Source organism: Streptomyces sp. NPDC006872, from assembly GCF_040635845.1.
Lineage (GTDB): Bacteria > Actinomycetota > Actinomycetes > Streptomycetales > Streptomycetaceae > Streptomyces.
Window position 1 is genome coordinate 479,479 of record NZ_JBEYIL010000004.1, and the last position, 17,867, is coordinate 497,345.

The 17,867-nt window shown below is 72.4% G+C and carries 3 protein-coding genes; all 3 read left to right on the forward strand.

Annotated elements, in window-relative coordinates:
- Positions 1 to 43: 43 nt before the first annotated feature.
- The 3 genes from ABZ725_RS15210 to ABZ725_RS15220 are packed head-to-tail and all read left to right on the forward strand — an operon-like array spanning position 44 to position 17,747.
- Complete coding sequence (locus tag ABZ725_RS15210; protein ID WP_358803142.1) at positions 44 to 6,481, forward strand: MupA/Atu3671 family FMN-dependent luciferase-like monooxygenase; 6,438 nt, start codon at positions 44 to 46, stop codon at positions 6,479 to 6,481.
- A complete protein-coding gene (locus ABZ725_RS15215; RefSeq protein ID WP_358803143.1) occupies positions 6,481 to 14,373 on the forward strand; it encodes an amino acid adenylation domain-containing protein in 7,893 nt (2,630 codons plus the stop codon). The genes ABZ725_RS15210 and ABZ725_RS15215 overlap by 1 nt, the downstream gene beginning before the upstream one ends.
- A complete protein-coding gene (locus ABZ725_RS15220; protein WP_358803144.1) occupies positions 14,370 to 17,747 on the forward strand; it encodes an amino acid adenylation domain-containing protein in 3,378 nt (1,125 codons plus the stop codon). The genes ABZ725_RS15215 and ABZ725_RS15220 overlap by 4 nt, the downstream gene beginning before the upstream one ends.
- Positions 17,748 to 17,867 lie beyond the last annotated feature (120 nt).

The following is a 17,867-nucleotide window of genomic DNA, read 5'->3' on the forward strand; positions in this document are numbered from 1 at the left end:
CACCGCAGACAACACCTCGATCACGGGGGAAGGACCAGCCTCGATGAACAGTGGACGGCCTGCGAGCCGCGTCGCCGACTCGCTCACCGATCTGTTGCTGCGCCGCTCCGCGGACCGCCCCGACTCCGTCGCCTACACGTTCCTGGAGCGCGACCACGAGGTCTCCTGGAGCTACGGCGAACTCGACCTCAGGGCGCGAGAGATCGGCGCGACGCTGCGAAGGACCTGCGTTCCGGGCGATCGCGTGGTGCTCATCCTGCCGCCCGGCCTCGACTACGTCGCCTCGTTCTTCGCATGTCTGTACGCCGGGGTCGTCGCCGTACCCGTGTACCCGCCGCACGGGTCCAGTGCGGTCCGCAGCCTGTCCCGGCTGGAGGCGATCGTCGCCGACGCCCGACCGTCCGCGGCACTGACCCTCGGAGCCATCGCGCAGCAGCGCGACGCCTTCGTGGAGTCCAACCCGATCCTCGGCACGCTGCGCTGGATCGGGGTGGACACCGACGTGGCCCCGGAGACCGACTGGCAGCCGTCGCCGGCGTCCCGTGACGCGCTCGCCTTCCTCCAGTACACCTCCGGCTCCACGGGCACCCCCAAAGGGGTGATGGTCAGCCACGGGAACCTGCTGCACAACGGCGCGGACATCGAGCGGTTCTTCGATCTCACGCCCGACAGCAAGACCGTGATCTGGCTGCCTCCATACCACGACATGGGCCTCATCGGCGGAATCCTGCAGCCGCTGTACACCGGATACCCGACCGTGCTGATGCCGCCGATGAGGTTCGCGGCGGAGCCCCTGCGCTGGCTGCAGACCATCGCCGAGCATCGGGCCACGACGAGCGGCGGGCCGAACTTCGGCTACGAACTGTGCCTTCGCAGGATCGCCCCCGAGCAGTTGGAGGGGCTGGACCTCAGCTGCTGGCAGGTCGCTTTCAACGGCGCCGAGCCCATCCGCGCCGATGTGATGGACGCCTTCGCGGAATTCCTGGCGCCCACCGGTTTCCGTCGCGAGGCGTTCTACCCGTGCTACGGACTGGCCGAGGGCACTCTCATCGTCACCGGCGGTTCGCCCGAGGCGGCGCCGGTGGTGCGAGAGATCGAGGGCTCCGACCCCATGGTGGGCTGCGGACAGCCGTCCCCGGAACAGGAACTGGCCATCGTCGACCCCGAGACACGTCGGCGGCGCGCGGACGGCGAGGTCGGCGAGATCTGGGTGAGCGGCCCGAGCGTCGCCCAGGGCTACTGGGAGCGCCCCGAGACCAGCGCCGAGGTCTTCGGCGCCCGCATCGAGGGCTCGGCAGAAGGCCCGTTCCTGCGCACCGGCGACCTTGGATACGTCGCCGACGGCGAACTCTTCGTCTCCGGCCGCATCAAGGACCTGATCATCCTGCGCGGAGTGAACCACTACCCGCAGGACCTCGAGAACACCGCCTTCCGGTCCCACCCGGCACTCCAGCACAACGGCGGAGCCTGCTTCACCGTCCCCGTCGACGGCCGGGAGGCGCTGGTCGTCACGCACGAAGCCGAGCGGGTGTCCCGTGACGCCGACGTACGGGAAGTCGCGGCGGCGGTGCGGGCCGCGATCGGTGAGAACCACCTCATCGCCCCGTACGCGTTCGCGCTGGTGCGGCCCGGACGGCTGCCCCGCACGTCGAGCGGCAAGATCCAGCGGTTCGCGGCCCGGGAGCAGTACCTGGCCGGCACGCTCGCCGTGCTAGGCGTCCACGAGTTCGGTCAGGACGACGATGCCGACACGACCGCCGCCACGGCCGCCGCCGGACCGGACGGGGCGCGGACACCGGAGGCGGTCGAGTCCTGCCTGCGGGCACACGTCGCGCTGCGCGCCGGCGGCGACCCCGACGCCCTGGACCTCAGCAGGTCCGGGCCCGCCCTCGGCCTCGACTCCCTCGACCTCCTGGAGATCCAGCACGAGGTCGAGAAGACGTTCGGCGTCGAACTCGGACACGAGGCCATGCACGGGGCCCCGCTCCTGGACGTCCTGGCGGCGGTGGTGGCCGGCATCGAAGCGGCCGGGGACACCGCCGGACCGCAGACCTCGACCGGGGCCACGGCGCCGGGCGGGCCGCCCGGCCCGTCGGCCGACGAGCTCGGCCACGGAGAGCGCGGCCTGTGGTTCCTCGACCGCGTCACCGGCTGTGGCGCCGCCTACAACGTCGCCGGGGCGGTACGTCTCCCGGAGGACGTGGACCCGGAGGCCCTGCAGTGGGCGCTCGACCAGGTGGTGGAGCGGCACGCCGCACTGCGCACCTCCTACGCCGCCCGCGACGGGCAGCCGGTGCGCACTGTCACCGCCGAGGGGAAGGTCGTTCTCGACCGTACGGCCGTGGCGGACGCCGCGCCGGGTTCCCTGGAGGACCTGCTGGCCGAGGCCGCCGCCGAGCCCTTCGACCTGGCGGAGGGACCCCTGGTGCGAGCCCGGCTGTGCGGACGCGCCGACGGCTCTCCGGTACTGCTGCTCGTCATGCACCACATCGTGGCCGACTTCTGGTCGATGTCCCTGGTCGTCGACGAACTGGCGCGCTGCTACCGGGCGGCGGCGACCGGCACGGGACCGCAACTGCCGCCGGCCGGCGACTACACGGACTTCGTCGCGGCGCAGCACCGGTACGCGACGAGCGACGAGGGCGAGGCCGCCGCCGCGTTCTGGCGGGAGCGGCTCGGTGGCGAACTGCCCGTGCTGGAGCTCCCCACCGACCGGCCGCGGCCCCCCGTCCAGACCTACCGCGGCGACACCCACGACTTCACCCTGGACGGGGAACTGCTCGCCGGACTCACCGCCCTGGCCCGGCAGTCCGGGACGACGCTGTACACCGCGCTCCTGTGCGCGTTCGAGGTCCTGCTGCACCGCTACAGCGGCCAGTCCGACATCCTGGTCGGCTCGCCGGTGTCCGGCCGCGGCCGTGCCGCGTACGCGGACACCGTCGGCTACTTCGTCAATCCCGTGGTCATGCGCGGCGACCTGAGCGGCGATCCGGTCTTCCGCGAGCTGCTGGGCCGGTTCTCCCGGACCGTCTCCGAGTCGCTGGCCCACCAGAACTACCCGTTCAGCCTGCTGGCCGAGCAGCTCCAGGCCGGCCGGGACCCGGCGCGGTCCCCGGTCTTCCAGGCCATGTTCATCCACCATCAGGCGCCGTCCCGGTTCCCCGGCGACCTCGCTGCCGTCGCCACCGGGCACGGGACGCGGCCGTTCACCGTGGCGGGGCTCGATCTGCTCCCCGTCCATGTCCCGCAGCGCACCGCGCAGTTCGACCTCACCGTGATCGTCGCGGAACACGGGGACGGCCTCGTCGGGCGCGTCCAGTTCAACGCCGACCTGTTCGACCGCTCCACCGTCGCCGACCTCGCCGACAACTTTCGCACCCTGCTCGGGGGAATCGTCGTCGACCCCGACCGGACCCTTTCCACGCTGCCGCTGCTGAGCGCTCAGAAATCCCGGCGCATGCTGTTCGACTGGAACGACACCGCCCTGGACCTGCCCGGCGAGCTCTGCGTCCACGAGGAGTTCGAGGCCGCGGCCGCCCGCACGCCCGACTCCGTCGCCGTGGTCTTCCGGTCGGCACGGCTCACCTTCAAGGAGCTCTCCGAGGCATCGGACCGGCTGGCCCGAGAACTCGTGGCGCGGGGCGTCGGCGCGGAGTCCCGCGTCGGTATCTGCCTGGATCGCTCACCGGAGCTGATCGTCGCGATGCTGGGCATTCTCAAGGCCGGCGGAGCCTATGTGCCGCTCGATCCGGACTACCCGCGCGACCGGCTGGACGTGGTGGTCTCGGACGGCCGGCTCGACCTGCTGGTGACCCGCCGTCGAGTGGCGCACCGGGTCGCGGACACCGCCGTGCCCCTGCTCGACGTCGACGACGTCCTCGCCGCACCGGACGGCCGTACCGGCGGCCCGGCCGGCCGGGCCGCCGCGGACAACGCCGCCTACCTCCTCTACACCTCGGGCTCGACCGGCGTCCCCAAGGGAGTGGTGGTCAGTCACCGCAACGTCGGCAACTTCTTCGCCGCCATGGACGGGCGAGTGGGCTGCGGCGCCGACGACACCATGCTCGCGGTGACCAACGCCGGTTTCGACATCTCCGTCCTGGAACTGCTGTGGACGCTCACCCGCGGCGCCAAGGTGGTACTCGCGGAAGACGCGTTCTCCCGGCAGACCCCGTCGACGGCCCCGGTCGGACCCGTCGACTTCAGCCTGTTCTTCTTCGCCAGCGACGCCCGGTCCGGCACGGACGAGGCCGGCCGGCGCTACGACCTCGTCTTCGACAGCGCCCGCTTCGCCGACGAGCACGGCTTCACCGCGGTGTGGACCCCCGAGCGGCACTTCCACGAGTTCGGCGGCCTCTACCCCAACCCCTCTGTGCTCAGCGCCGCCATCGCCGCTGTGACCCGCAACGTGGCCGTCCGGGCGGGCAGCGTCGTCCTGCCGCTGCACTCGCCGGTGCGGGTGGCGGAGGAGTGGTCCCTCGTGGACAACATCTCCCATGGACGGGCCGGTGTCGCGTTCGCCTCCGGCTGGCACGCCGACGACTTCGTCTTCTTCCCGGAACGGTACGAGGACCGCAAGGAACAGATGTTCCGGGACATCGACACCGTGCAGCGGCTGTGGCGGGGCGAGACGGTCACCCTGCCCGGCGGCACCGGCAAGCCGGTGGACATCGGCATCCGCCCCGCTCCCCTCCAGCCCGCCCTGCCCACCTGGATCACCGCCGCCGGCAGCCCCGACACCTTCACCAGGGCGGGAGCCATCGGCGCGAACGTCCTCACGCACCTCCTCGGCCAGACCGTCGAGCAGGTCGCCGAGAACGTGCGCCGCTACCGTGAGGCCCGGCTCCGGCACGGCCACGACCCGGACGCCGGAGTGGTGACCCTGATGCTGCACACCTTCCTCGGCGACGACGTCGAAGAGGTGAAGGAACAGGTCCGCGAGCCGTTCACCGCCTACCTGCGGTCATCGGTCGGACTGATCGAGAACCTGGTGCGCACGCTGCGCCTGCCGGTCGATCTCGCGGGCATGAGCAAGGCCGACCTGGACGATCTGCTGGAGTTCGCGTTCAACCGCTACTTCGACACCGGCGCGCTGTTCGGGACCCCCGAGTCCGTGCGCCCGCTGATCGAGCGGTGCGCCGAGGCCGGGGTCGACGAGATCGCCTGCCTGGTGGACTTCGGGCTGCCCGTCCGGACGGTCCTGGACGGACTGCCGGCCCTCGACCTGGTGCGCGAGCAGAGCGCGCGCGGCGCCACCCCCGCCGAGGCCGAGGCCGACCCGACCGGGACCGAGGACCGGTCCCTCGCCGGTCAGGTCGCCGCCTGGCAGCCGACCCTGCTGCAGGCGACCCCCTCGGCGATGCAGCTGATGGCGCTCGACAAGGGCGCACTCGGCGGCCTGACGTCGTTGCGGGCGCTGTTGCTGGGCGGCGAGGCACTGCCACCCGCTCTCGCCCGGGAACTGCGGGACTGCCTGCCCGCCCGGCTGATCAACATGTACGGCCCCACCGAGACCACGATCTGGTCGGCCACCCACGAAGTGACGACCGTGGAGGAGACGGTGCCGCTCGGCGGCCCCATCGCCAACACCCAGATCCACATCGTGGACGAGGGACTGCGACCGGTCCCGGTCGGCGTGGCCGGCGAACTGGTGATCGGCGGCGCCGGGCTGGCCCGCGGCTACTGGGGCCGCCCGGACGCGACCGCCGACAAGTTCGTGCCGAACCCGTTCACACGGACGCCCGGAGCGCGCCTGTACCGCACGGGCGACCTCGCCCGCTACCGCCCCGACGGCCGCATCGAGTTCCTCGGGCGGATCGACCGGCAGGTCAAGGTACGCGGTCACCGCATCGAACTCGGCGACATCGAAGCGGCCCTGGGGGCCCGCGAGGACGTCCGCGAGGCCGTCGTGCTCGCCCGGCGGGAGGCGTCCGCCGACACCCGGCTGGTCGCCTACGTGGTGGCGTCCGACGGCGCGGCCCCGTCGAGCCGGGACCTCCAGCGCGGTCTGCGCGAGCGGCTGCCGCAGTCCATGATCCCCACCGGCTTCGTCCTCCTGCCCGACCTGCCGCGCACCGCCCACGGAAAGGTCGACGTCAAGGCTCTGGCGGCCCTGGAATGGTCGGGCGCCGGGCACGGCGCCCAGGCGGCGCCGGTGACGGAGCTGGAACGGTCGATCGCCGAGATCTGGAGCGAGGTGCTCAAGGTCGACTCGGTCGGGCTCTACGACAACTTCTTCGACCTCGGCGGGCACTCCATGCTCATGGTCCAGGTCCACAACCGGCTGCAGCGCGCCACGGGAGTGGAGCTGCCCCTGATCAAACTCCTGGAGCACCCCACGGTCAGCGCACTGGCCACCCATCTCGGCGCCGGCGGCGCCGAGACGAACCAGCAGGTGTTCTCCGAGAGCCAGGAACGAGCGCGCCGGCAACGCGACAGCAGGCGAAGGGCCCGCGGGCTCGGTGGAAGGGGCAGGGCGTGATGAGCGAGCTCAACGAGCCGGCGGAGGACCCCGGATCGGACATCGCCGTCATCGGCATGGCCTGCCGGTTCCCGGGCGCTCCCGACGTCGAGACGTTCTGGGCGAACCTGCGTGACGGCGTCGAGTCCATCCGGCACTTCACCCCGGAGGAACTGGCCGAACTGGGCGTACCGCCGGAGGTCTCCGGCCGACCCGGCTTCGTCCCCGCGGGCGCTCCGATCGAAGACCCCGAGGGCTTCGACCACCGCTTCTGGGGGTACTCACCGCGCGAGGCCGCGCTGCTCGACCCCCAGCAGAGGCTCTTCCTGGAGACCGCCTGGGCTGCTCTCGAGCACGCCGGTCACACCTCGTCGGACCAGGCCGGCACCATAGGGGTCTACGCCGGCATGGGCCTGAGCACCTATCTGCTGTACAACCTGCTCGATCACCCGGACATCGGCGACTCGGACACCCAGTTGGCCATGCTCGGCAACGACAAGGACTTCCTGAGCAGCCGGGTCTCGTACCACCTCGATCTGCGCGGCCCCAGCATGACGGTCCAGACCGGCTGCTCGACCTCGCTCGTCGCCACCCACCTCGCCTGCGACAGCCTGCTCAGCTACCAGTGCGACCTGGCACTGGTCGGCGGCAGCACGGTGGTGCTGCCCGAGCGCACGGGCTATGTGCACGTCCCCGGCGGCACGGCGTCCTCCGACGGGCGGTGTCGGGCCTTCGACGCCGCCGGCGACGGCACCGTCTTCGGCAGCGGGGCGGGCGTCCTCGCCCTCAAGCGGCTGAGCGACGCCCTGGAGGACGGCGACACCGTGTACGCCGTCATCAAGGCGTCCGCGGTCAACAGCGACGGCGCCAACCGGGTCGGCTTCACCGCGCCCAGCCTGGACGGACAGGCCGAGGTCGTCCTGCGCGCGCAGAAGATCGCCGACGTCGATCCGTCGACCGTCTCCTACATCGAGACGCACGGCACTGCGACGAAGCTCGGCGACCCGGTGGAGGTCGCCGCTCTGACCAAGGTCTTCCGGCAGAGCACGGACGCGACCGGATACTGCGCCATCGGCTCGGTCAAGACCAACATCGGGCACCTGGACGCCGCGGCGGGCGTGGCCGGCCTGATCAAGACGACTCTGGCCCTGCACCACGGGAAGATCCCGCCGTCGCTGAACTTCGCCGAGCCCAACCCTCAGATCGACTTCGCCGCGAGCCCCTTCTACGTCAACACGGAACTCGCCGACTGGCCCGACCGGGAGGGCCCGCGGCGGGCCGGCGTCAGCGCCTTCGGTTTCGGCGGCACGAACGCCCACGTCGTTCTGGAGCAGGCGCCCGCCGACCCGCCGACCCCGGACGACGCGGGGCCCCAGCTGCTCGTGCTGTCGGCCAGGACACCCGCCGCGCTGGAGGAGATGACCGCAAGGCTCGCCCGTCACCTCGAGGACCGGCCCGGCCTGAGGACAGCGGACGTCGCGCACACCCTGAGGCAGGGCCGTGTCCCGTTCGAGCACCGCAGGGCGCTGGTGTGCCGGGACCGCGAGGACGCCCTCGCCGTGCTGGCCGGCGGCGACCCCGCCCGTCTGCACGAAGGCACCGCGCCCCGCCAGGACCGTCCCGTCGCCTTCATGTTCGCCGGACTCGGGGATCAGTACCGGGGGATGGGCCGGGACCTGTACCAGGACGTGCCGGAGTTCCGGACGGCCGTCGACGAGTGCTGCGAGCTGCTCCGGCCGCTGCTCGGCCGCGACCTCCGGGACGAACTGGGGTTGCGGGGCCCGGCGGTCGAGACGACTGCGAGCGGCGGGTTCGACCTGCGGCGCATCATGTTCGGCGGACGCGGCGAGGAGAACGACCCGCTGCAGCGCACCGGGCTCGCACATCCGGCGTTGTTCGTCGTCGAGTACGCGCTGGCCCGGTTGTGGCAGTCGCTCGGCGTGCTGCCCACCGCGCTGATCGGGCACAGCCTGGGCGAGTACGTCGCCGCCACCGTCGCGGGCGTCTTCACCCTGGAGGACGCCCTGACCGTGGTCGTCGCCCGTGCCGAGCTGTTCGACGGGATGCCGGAAGGCGCCATGCTGGCCGTGCCGCTCGGCGCGGAGGAGACCGCCCGTCACCTCGACGGGTCCCTGACCGTCGCGCTCGTCAACGGGCCCGCCCTGACCGCGGTGTCGGGGCCGGTCGACGAGATCGAGGCGCTGGAGCGGCGCCTCGCCGACCGGCGGATCGCCGCCCGGCGGATGCGCGCCGAACGCGGCTTCCACTCACCCATGGTCGCCGGCATGGCCGCGCCCCTCGCCGAGCTCATGGCAGGGATTGCGCTCTCCCCGCCCCGCATCCCGCTCGTGTCGAACGTGACCGGCACCTGGATGACCCCGGAACAGGCCACCGACCCCGCGTACTGGGCCCGGCACAGCGTGAGCACCGTCCGGTTCGCCGACGGGCTGGCGACGCTGTGCGCCGAACGCGACCGCTCCCTGATCGAGGTGGGCCCCGGACAGTCGCTGAGCGCGCTGGCGGCGGAGCACCTGGCCGGGGCGGACCCGCAGGCCCGCCCTGTCGTGCTGCCCTCGCTACGGGCCGTCTACGACCGCCGCCGTCCCGATGACATCAGCCATCTCCTGGACGCCGTGGCCCGGTTGTGGACCACGGGCACGGCCGTGGACTGGCGCCCCCTGTCCGACCCCGCCGGGCGTCGGAGGGTCGGGCTGCCCACCTATCCCTTCGAGCGCACGCGCTGCCGCTTCGACCGGGCCGACGACGGTCCCCGGCGCCGTCCCGCCGCGACCCGGCAGGACGACCCCGAATCCTGGCTGCTCGCCCCCGCCTGGCAGTCGGCGCCCATGCCGCCCCCCGCGCCGCCCTCTCCTGCCGGGGAGCACTGGCTGCTCCTCGCCCCCGTCGGGCAGGACGGCCTGCCGCACCCGCTCGCCCGGGACGTCAAGGACCGTGCCACGGCGGCCGGACACCGGGTGACCGTCGTCGTGCCCGGCACCCGGGTGCCCGCCGACGGCCTACGGGACGCCGCCGACCACCAGGTCGACCCGGACGAGGCGGCGGCCTACGCCGAACTGCTCGCCGGGTTCGACGGCGACCGGTGGCCCACGAAGGTGCTCCACCTGTGGAGCATCGGCGAGGACCCGGACGACGGCGACCGGACGCACGGCATGGACAGCCTGCTGTGGCTCTCCAGGGCACTGTCGGCCCGCAGCGCCTCCACACCCGTCGACCTGTGGATCGTCTCCCACGGGCTCGCCCGCGTCGAGCGGGCGGACCGGCCGAGGCCGGAGGTCGCCACGCTGCTCGGCGCCGCCAAGTGCGTACCGCAGGAGTACGAGGGCATCAGCGTGCGCTGCGTCGACGTCGCCCCGGACGACACCGTCGGCCCCGGCGTCGGCGAACTCGCCGGCCGACTCCTCGACGTCATCGCCGAAGCGCCCGACGAACGCCTGATCGTCTACCGCGGGCGTACCCGGTGGACGCAGACCTTCCAGCCGCTGAGGCTCGGTGCGGCCCGCAGCCCGCTGCGCGCCGAAGGCGTGTACGTGATCACGGGCGGGCTCGGCGCGGTCGGCCTCGAACTCGCCGACCACCTGGCCGACCTGTCCGCGTCCATCGTGCTGATCGGGCGTTCCGCCTTCCCCGAAGAGGAGGAGTGGGACAGCTGGTCGGCCCGCCACGGCGAGGCCGACCCCACCAGCCGCAGGATCCGGCGACTGCGCGCGATGCGTGAACGCGGTGCACGGATCCTCGTGTGCCGGGCGGACGTCACCGACGAGCAGGAGATGAGGCAGGCCCTCGCGGAGACGGAGCGGCGGCTGGGACCCGTCGCCGGCGTGTTCCACGCCGCCGGAGTCGTCGGCGAGAGTGCCTTCGCGCCCATCGACGCCCTCGACCGGCAGTGGCTCGACGGCGTGATGCGCGCCAAGGTCGACGGCACCCGCGTACTGGAGAGGACCCTGGCCGGGCGGGAGCCCGAGTTCGTGCTGCTCTTCTCCTCGAACGCGGCTCTGCTCGGCGGGCTCGGCACGTCCGGCTACACCTCGGCCTGTGTGTTCCTCGACGCGTTCGCCCGGGCCAGGGCCGAGCGGCCGGGGACACGGTGGATCAGCGTCAACATGGAGGACTGGATCCCCGACGACGGTCTCGGCCGCCCGATGACCAGCGTCACCCGGTACGGCGTCGGCGTCGCGGACGGCGTCCGGCTGCTGAGCCGGATCGCCGAGAGCGCCGAGGCCGGGGTGACCACCATCGTCACCGCCGACCTGGAGGAGCGGCTGGACCGGTGGGTCCGCCATCCGGAGGTCGCCAGGCGCGGACGCGTACCCGTCGGCGGGGCCCGCCAGCCGCGGCCGGAGCTGAGCACCGGCTACGCGCAGCCCTGCGATGCCACGGAGTCGGTCATCGCCGAGATCTGGGCCGAGATGCTCGGTGTCGACCAGGTCGGGCGCGACGACGACTTCTACGAACTGGGCGGGCACTCCCTGCTCGCGACACAGATCGTCTCCCGGGCCCGCGCGGCGCTGGGCGTCGAGCTGTCGCTGCTCGACCTGCTGCGCCGGCCGACCGTGGCCGGGCTCGCCGACCACGTGCGCGGCGACGACAGCGAGGCGGCGGCCCAGGGACCCATCCCGGTCGTGCCGCGGGACGGAGCACTGGCCCTCTCGTACGGGCAGCAGCGGTTCTGGATCATCGACCAGCTCACCCCGGGCAACTCCGTCTACAACATCCCCGACGTCGTGCGTATCGAGGGACCCCTGGACGCCGAGGTGCTGAGGTCCTCCCTCGACGACATCGTGGCCCGGCACGAGGCCCTGCGGACCTGCTTCGTACTCGACGACGGCGAGCGGCCCACCCAGCGCATCTCGACGGACGTCCGCGTTCCGCTGCCCGTCACCGATCTCGGGGACCTTCCGGAGGACGTGCGGCGACAGCGCTGGGAGGAGCTCGCTCTCGCCGAGTCACGGCGGCCGTTCGACCTGACCCGGGTGCCGCTGCTGCGGGCCGTGCTCCTGCGGGTGGGCGAGGAGGAGCACATCCTGCTGCTCACGATGCACCACAGCGTGTCCGACGCGTGGTCCACCGGCGTGTTCGTACGGGAACTCGGCATCCACTACGTCGGCCGCCTCGGTGGGTCCGCCGAGGCACTGCCACCGCTGCCGATCCAGTACGCCGACTACTCCGCCTGGCAGCGGCAGCAGCTCGACGGCGCCAAACGCGTCGAACTGGTGGAGTACTGGCGCGCGCAACTCGCCGGCGCGCCCCAGCTCGTGGAGTTCCCGCCGGACCACCCCCGCCCGGCGGCCCAGAGCTTCGCCGGTGCGACGGTCCCGCTCACGCTGCCCGGCCCCCTGGTCAAGGGGCTCCAGCAGCTCGGCGGCAGCCAGGGCGCCACCCTCTTCATGACCCTGTTGGCGGCGTTCACGTTTGTGCTGCACCGATTCTCGGGCGAGCGGGACGTGGTCGTCGGCTCGCCGATCGCCGGACGCACCCACCCCGACGTGGAGAACCTGATCGGTGTCTTCGTCAACATGCTCGCCCTGCGCACCGACGTCGATCCCGGCCTCTCGTTCAACGCCCTGCTGGCGCAGGTCAAGGAGATGACGCTGGCCGCCTACGCCCACCAGGAGCTGCCGTTCGAGCTGGTCGTGGAGGCGGTCGCACCCGAACGCAGCCTCGGCCACGGCCAGTTGTTCCAGAACGTCCTGGTCCTGCAGAACGCCCCGCTGCCTCCTCTGGACCTCGGCGGACTGCACCTCGAACAGGTGCCGATGCCCGCCGTCAACGCCAAGTTCGACCTCATGATCATGCTGCGGGAGACGGGCGACGACGCCGTCGGCATCGTCGAGTACGCGACGGACCTGTTCACCGAGGAGACGGCGGGCCGGATCGGCGCGCACTTCGTCACCCTCCTGAACAAGGTCGTGGCGGACCCCGACCGCCCGCTCGCCCAGCTCGACCTCCTGTCGGAGACGGAGCGGGCGAAGGTGACCGGAGAGTGGGCGCACGGACCCGACAGTCACGTCGGCCCGCGCTCCCTCCCGGAGATGTTCCGGGAGCGCGCCGTGGCCACACCGGACGCGATCGCGATCCGCAGCGCGCTGGACCCTGTCGCCGCACTGACGTTCGAGGCGGTCGAGGCCAGGTCCAATCAACTCGCTCGGGAACTGCGGCAACGGGGCGTCGGCGCCGAGTCACGCGTCGCCGTCTGCTCCGAGCGGTCCCCGGAGACGATCGTCCTGCTGCTGGGCATCATGAAGGCCGGCGCCGCCTATGTGCCGCTGGACCCGGCCTACCCGCGGGAGCGACTCCGGTTCATGCTGGCCGACGCCGAGGCCGACCTGGTGCTGGTCGCCGGCGACCACCGGAAACGCCTGGGCGAGGGCCCGCACACCGCACGGACGGTGGACGTCGCCACGCTGTGGCGGGCGTCCGCCGAACAGGCCACGACACCCCTCGACGTGCGCATCGACTCCGCCCAGCCCGCCTACGTCCTCTACACCTCCGGCTCGACCGGCGTCCCCAAGGGCGTCGTCGGCCTGCACGGGGGCATGGTCAACCGACTGGAGTGGATGTGGCGGGAGTTCCCCTTCCGGCCCGACGACGTCCTCTGCCAGAAGACCTCGCTGAACTTCCTGGACTCGTTCTGGGAGATCTTCGGGCCGCTCTGTCAGGGCATACCGATCGTGGTGCTGCCGCAGTCCCTGCTCATGGACCCGCCCGCGCTGGTGGCGGTGCTCGCCGAGCACCGGGTCACCCGTATCGTGCTCGTCCCGTCACTGCTGCGGACCCTCCTCGACACCGTGCCCGGCATCGCCGGCGAACTGCCCGGCCTGCGCGTGTGGGTGAGCAGCGGCGAGGCCCTCCCCGCCGACCTCGCGGGCCGCTTTCTGATCACCCTGCCGGGCCGAGTGCTGCTCAATCTGTACGGGGCCTCCGAGATCTCCGCCGATGTCACCTGGCATGTGCTGACCGAAGCCGACGTGGCGGCGGGCACGGTGCCCCTGGGCAGGCCCATCGCGGGAACCAGCGCGTACCTGCTCGACGACCTGATGCAGCCGGTCCCCGTGGGAGTGGCGGGAGATCTGTACATCGGGGGACCCGCCCTCGGCCGCGGCTATGCCGGCCGACCGGACCTCACGGCCGAGCGCTTCGTGCCGAGCCCCTTCCCCGACCGGACCGGGGGACTGCTCTACCGCACCGGTGACCGGGCGCGATTCCGGTCCGACGGGGTGATCGAGTACGTCGGCCGGAGCGACCTGCAGATCAAGGTCCGCGGGTTCCGGGTCGAACCCGCCGAGGTCGAACAGGCCCTGGGCGCGCACCCCTCGCTGGAACAGGTCGTCGTGACGGCCGAGGGCGAGGTCCTGGTCGCCTACTGTGTCGCGGCCGAAGGCCGGCAGGCCGACGGGGAGGCGCTGCGCCGGCACCTGCACGGGCGGCTGCCGAGCTACATGATTCCGACGCTGTTCGTGCCCTGCCCCGAGCTGCCCCTGACACCGAGCGGCAAGGTCGACCGTCGTGCGCTCAGCAGCCTCGCCCGGGCCGAGTCGTCGGCCGCGACCGTGTCCTCGGTCGCACCGCGCGACGACGCCGAACGGGCGGTCGCCCTGCTCTGGCAGGAGACGCTCGGCACCACCGGACCGGTGGGCGTCCACGACGACTACTGGGCCTCGGGCGGCTACTCCCTGCTCGCGACCAGGTTCGCCGTCCGCGTCCGGGAGACCTTCGGCGCGGCGTTCCCGCTGGACAGGTTCTTCGCGGACGCCACCATCGCCGGCGTCGTCCGGACACTGCGGGCCGACCCCGACGCCGGCCCCGAGGTCGACGAGCGGGCGGCGCTGCTGCTGCAGATCACGGAGCTGTCCGACAGCGAGCTCGATCGACTGCTGACCCAGGAGGACCTGTGAGCACCGGCGGCGACATCGCCGACAAGCGGCGGGAGGCGATGCGCCGACTGCTCGCGCAGCGCGGACTGAACACGAGGTCCGAGGCGCCGATCACCGCCCACCCGGAACGCGGCAGCGCCCCGCTGTCGTACCCGCAACGCCAACTGTGGCTGTTCGAGCAGATGTTCCCCGACACCGGGGCCTACAACGTGCCCGCGGCGGTACGGCTGACCGGCACGCTCGACGTCCCGGCCCTCCAGGCCGCACTGGACGCCTCGATCGCCCGGCACTCCGTCGTGCGTGCGACCTTCGGACTGGCCGACTCCGAACCCCGGCAGCGCTTCGCACCCGCCCCGGACCAGGTGGTGATCCAGCGGCACGACCTGACCGGTCAGCCGTCCCCGGACCGGGAGCAGCGCGCCCGTGAGCTGGCCAGGTCCATCGCGGCCCGCCCGTTCGACCTGACCGGCGGCCCGTCCGTGGCCGTTCATCTGATCACCACGGCCACGGACGAACACGTCCTGGTGCTCACCATGCACCACCTCGTGGGCGACGCCTGGAGCTGGGGCGTGCTCCTGCGCGAGGTCGCCGCCGGCTATGACGCCGTCCTGCGCGGCGAACACCCCGCCGCCGGGCCCCTGCCCGTCCACTACGGCGACTTCGCACGCTGGCACCGGGACAGACTGGACGGCGCCGCGTACGACGACCAACTCGCCTTCTGGCAGAAGACGCTTGCCGACCCGCCGCCCGTCCTCGAGCTCCCGGCCGACCGGCCCCGTCCGCTCACTCCGGCGTTCCGCGGCGACGTGGTGGACTTCGACCTGGACGCCGCCGCCGTCGCCGGGCTCAGGGAGCTGGGACGACAGGAGGGCGCGACGCTGTTCATGACCGCCATGGCGGCGCTCGACGTCCTGCTCTACCGCTACACCGGCCGGACCGACTTCCTGGTCGCGACCTCGGTGGCCAACCGCGGCCACTCCCAGGTCGAACCGATGATCGGTCTCTTCGTCAACACGCTGCTGCTGCGGGCCCGGATCGACGGGGACCGGACCTTCCGCGAGGTGGTGCGACACGTCCGTGAGGTGGCCGGCGAGGCACTGGTCCACCAGGAGGTCCCGTTCGAGAAGGTCGTGGAGCGGCTGCGCCCCGACCGCACCGCAGGGGCCGTCCCGTACTTCCAGGTGATGTGCACGCTGCGCTCCGCACCGGCGTTCCCCGCGATGGCCGGACTGAGGCTGAGCGACTTCCCCCTCCACAACGGGACCAGCAAGCGCGACCTCACCCTGAACCTCGTCGAGGACGGAAGCGCTGTCCGGGGGCAGTTCGAGTACGACACGGAGCTCTTCGACCGTGAGACCGTGACCCGCCTGGCCGCGCACCTGCGGCAGTTGGTCACGGGTGCGCTCGCGGCGCCGGACACCCCGGTCGGCGCACTGTCCATGCTCACCGACACCGACCACGCCCCGCCGGCCGAGCCGGCCGTCTACCCGGAGGCGGCCTCGTGCGTGCACGAGCTCTTCGCCGAGCAGGCCGCCCGTACCCCGGACGCCGTGGCCGTGCGAGGCGAGGACACCGAGCTCACCTTCGCCGAACTCGACCGGCTCGCCAACCAGTTGGCCCATCTGCTGCGTGCAGCGGGCGTGGTCCCGGAACGCCCGGTCGGGCTGTGTCTGGAGCGCTCCCCGGCCATGGCCGTGGCCGTGCTCGGCGTGCTCAAGGCAGGCGGAGCCTATGTGCCGGTGGACCCCGCCGACCCGGCGGCCCGCCGGGCGGCGATCCTCCGCGACTCGGGCGCCGCCGTCCTCGTCCACACGGGTGCCGCGGACCCCGGCGCCCCGATCCGGACGGTGGAACTCGACCCGGCCTGGACCGCTCTGCGCGACCTGCCCGCCGACTGTCCGCAGAGCGGGGCGGCGCCCGGGAACATCGCGTACATCCTCTACACCTCCGGCTCCACCGGCGCACCGAAGGGCGTCGCCGTCGAGCACCGCCAGATCGTCAACTACACCTTCGCGGTCCTGGACCGGCTGGGCATCGACGAGCCGCTGAGCTACGCGATGCTGCAGCCGCTCACCGTCGACTCGTGCCTGACCATGCTGGTGCCGCCCCTGGTGACCGGGGGGATGCTGCACCTGATCACCCGCGAGCGTGCCCTCGACGCGGAGGCCCTCGCCGACTACCTGGCGGAACACCGGGTCGACTGCCTGAAGATCGCCCCCTCCCATCTGAAGGCTCTGATGCGTTCGGGACGGGGCAAGGACCTGCTGCCCCGGCGCCGTCTCGTGGTCGGAGGCGAGTCGTCCGCCTGGCCGTGGCTGCGCTCCGTCGCCCGCACCGCCGCACCCGACTGCCAGGTGTACAACCACTACGGTCCCACCGAGACCACCGTGGGCGTGCTGACCTGGCGCGTTCCCCGCGACGCGGAGCCCGAGGCGGTGACCGCGCCGCTGGGACGGCCACTGCCCAACACCACGGCGTACGTGCTCGACCGCGACGGCCGTGAGGTCCCGGTCGGCGTCCCCGGCGAGCTCTGCATCGCCGGCGCCAACGTGGCCCGGGGCTATGTGGGCAGACCTGACCTGACCGCGGCCGCCTTCGTGCCCGACCGTCTCGGCACTCCCGGGCAGGACGGCGCGGGAGACCTCCCCGGTGGGGAGGGCGGGCCCCGGATGTACCGGACCGGTGACCTGGTGCGGCTGCGCCGGGACGGCGCCCTCGAATTCCTGGGGCGCGGCGACGACCAGGTGAAGATCCGCGGGTTCCGGGTCGAACTCGGCGAGATCGAGGCGGCCCTGACCGACTGCCCACTCGTACGGGAAGGGATCGTCGTCGTCCGGCGCGAGGGGCAGGACGAGCCCCGGATCGTCGGATACCTCGTCGCCGCGCAGGACGCCGGGGGCGCCGACACCGACGCCGTGCTGGCGTACCTGCGGGAACGGCTGCCCCGCCACATGGTTCCCGCCGCGCTCGTGGTGCTGCCCGCCCTGCCCCTGTCCGCGCACGGAAAGGTCGACCGGAGGGCCCTGCCGGCGCCGACGCGGACCGAAGCGCCTGCGCTGGCCCCCCGCAACGAGCTGGAGCGGGCCGTCGCCGACGTGTGGCGTGCCCTCCTGGGCCTGGAGGAGATCGGCCTCGACCAGAACTTCTTCGATCTCGGCGGACATTCGCTGCTGCTCATCGAGCTGCACCAGCGGCTCTGGGCGGAGGTGGGCATCCGTACCGAGCTGATGGAGCTGTTCCGCTCGACCACCGTCCGCGCCCAGGCCGCCCTCGCCGGCCACGAGAGAGCCCCGGCCGACTCCATCGGCCTGGACAGCGCCAAGGAACGCGGCAGACGTCAGCATCAGCAGCTGAGGCGCAGACAGGCCGCCCGGCCGCAACGGCCGTCTCCATGAGGCCACTTGACACCGGGAAGTGCGGCTAAGAGTATGTTCGGGACGCTGCCGCGATGTCTCTTCATCCCCGCAGCCCGACCGACAGAACTCGGCTCCCGGCCCTCTCGCGGGATCTCTGCC

Coding starts and splice junctions, on each gene's coding strand:
- ABZ725_RS15210 (WP_358803142.1), top strand. CDS start 44: ATGAACAGTGGACGGCCTGCGAGCCGCGTCGCCGACTCGCTCACCGAT.
- ABZ725_RS15215 (WP_358803143.1), top strand. CDS start 6,481: ATGAGCGAGCTCAACGAGCCGGCGGAGGACCCCGGATCGGACATCGCC.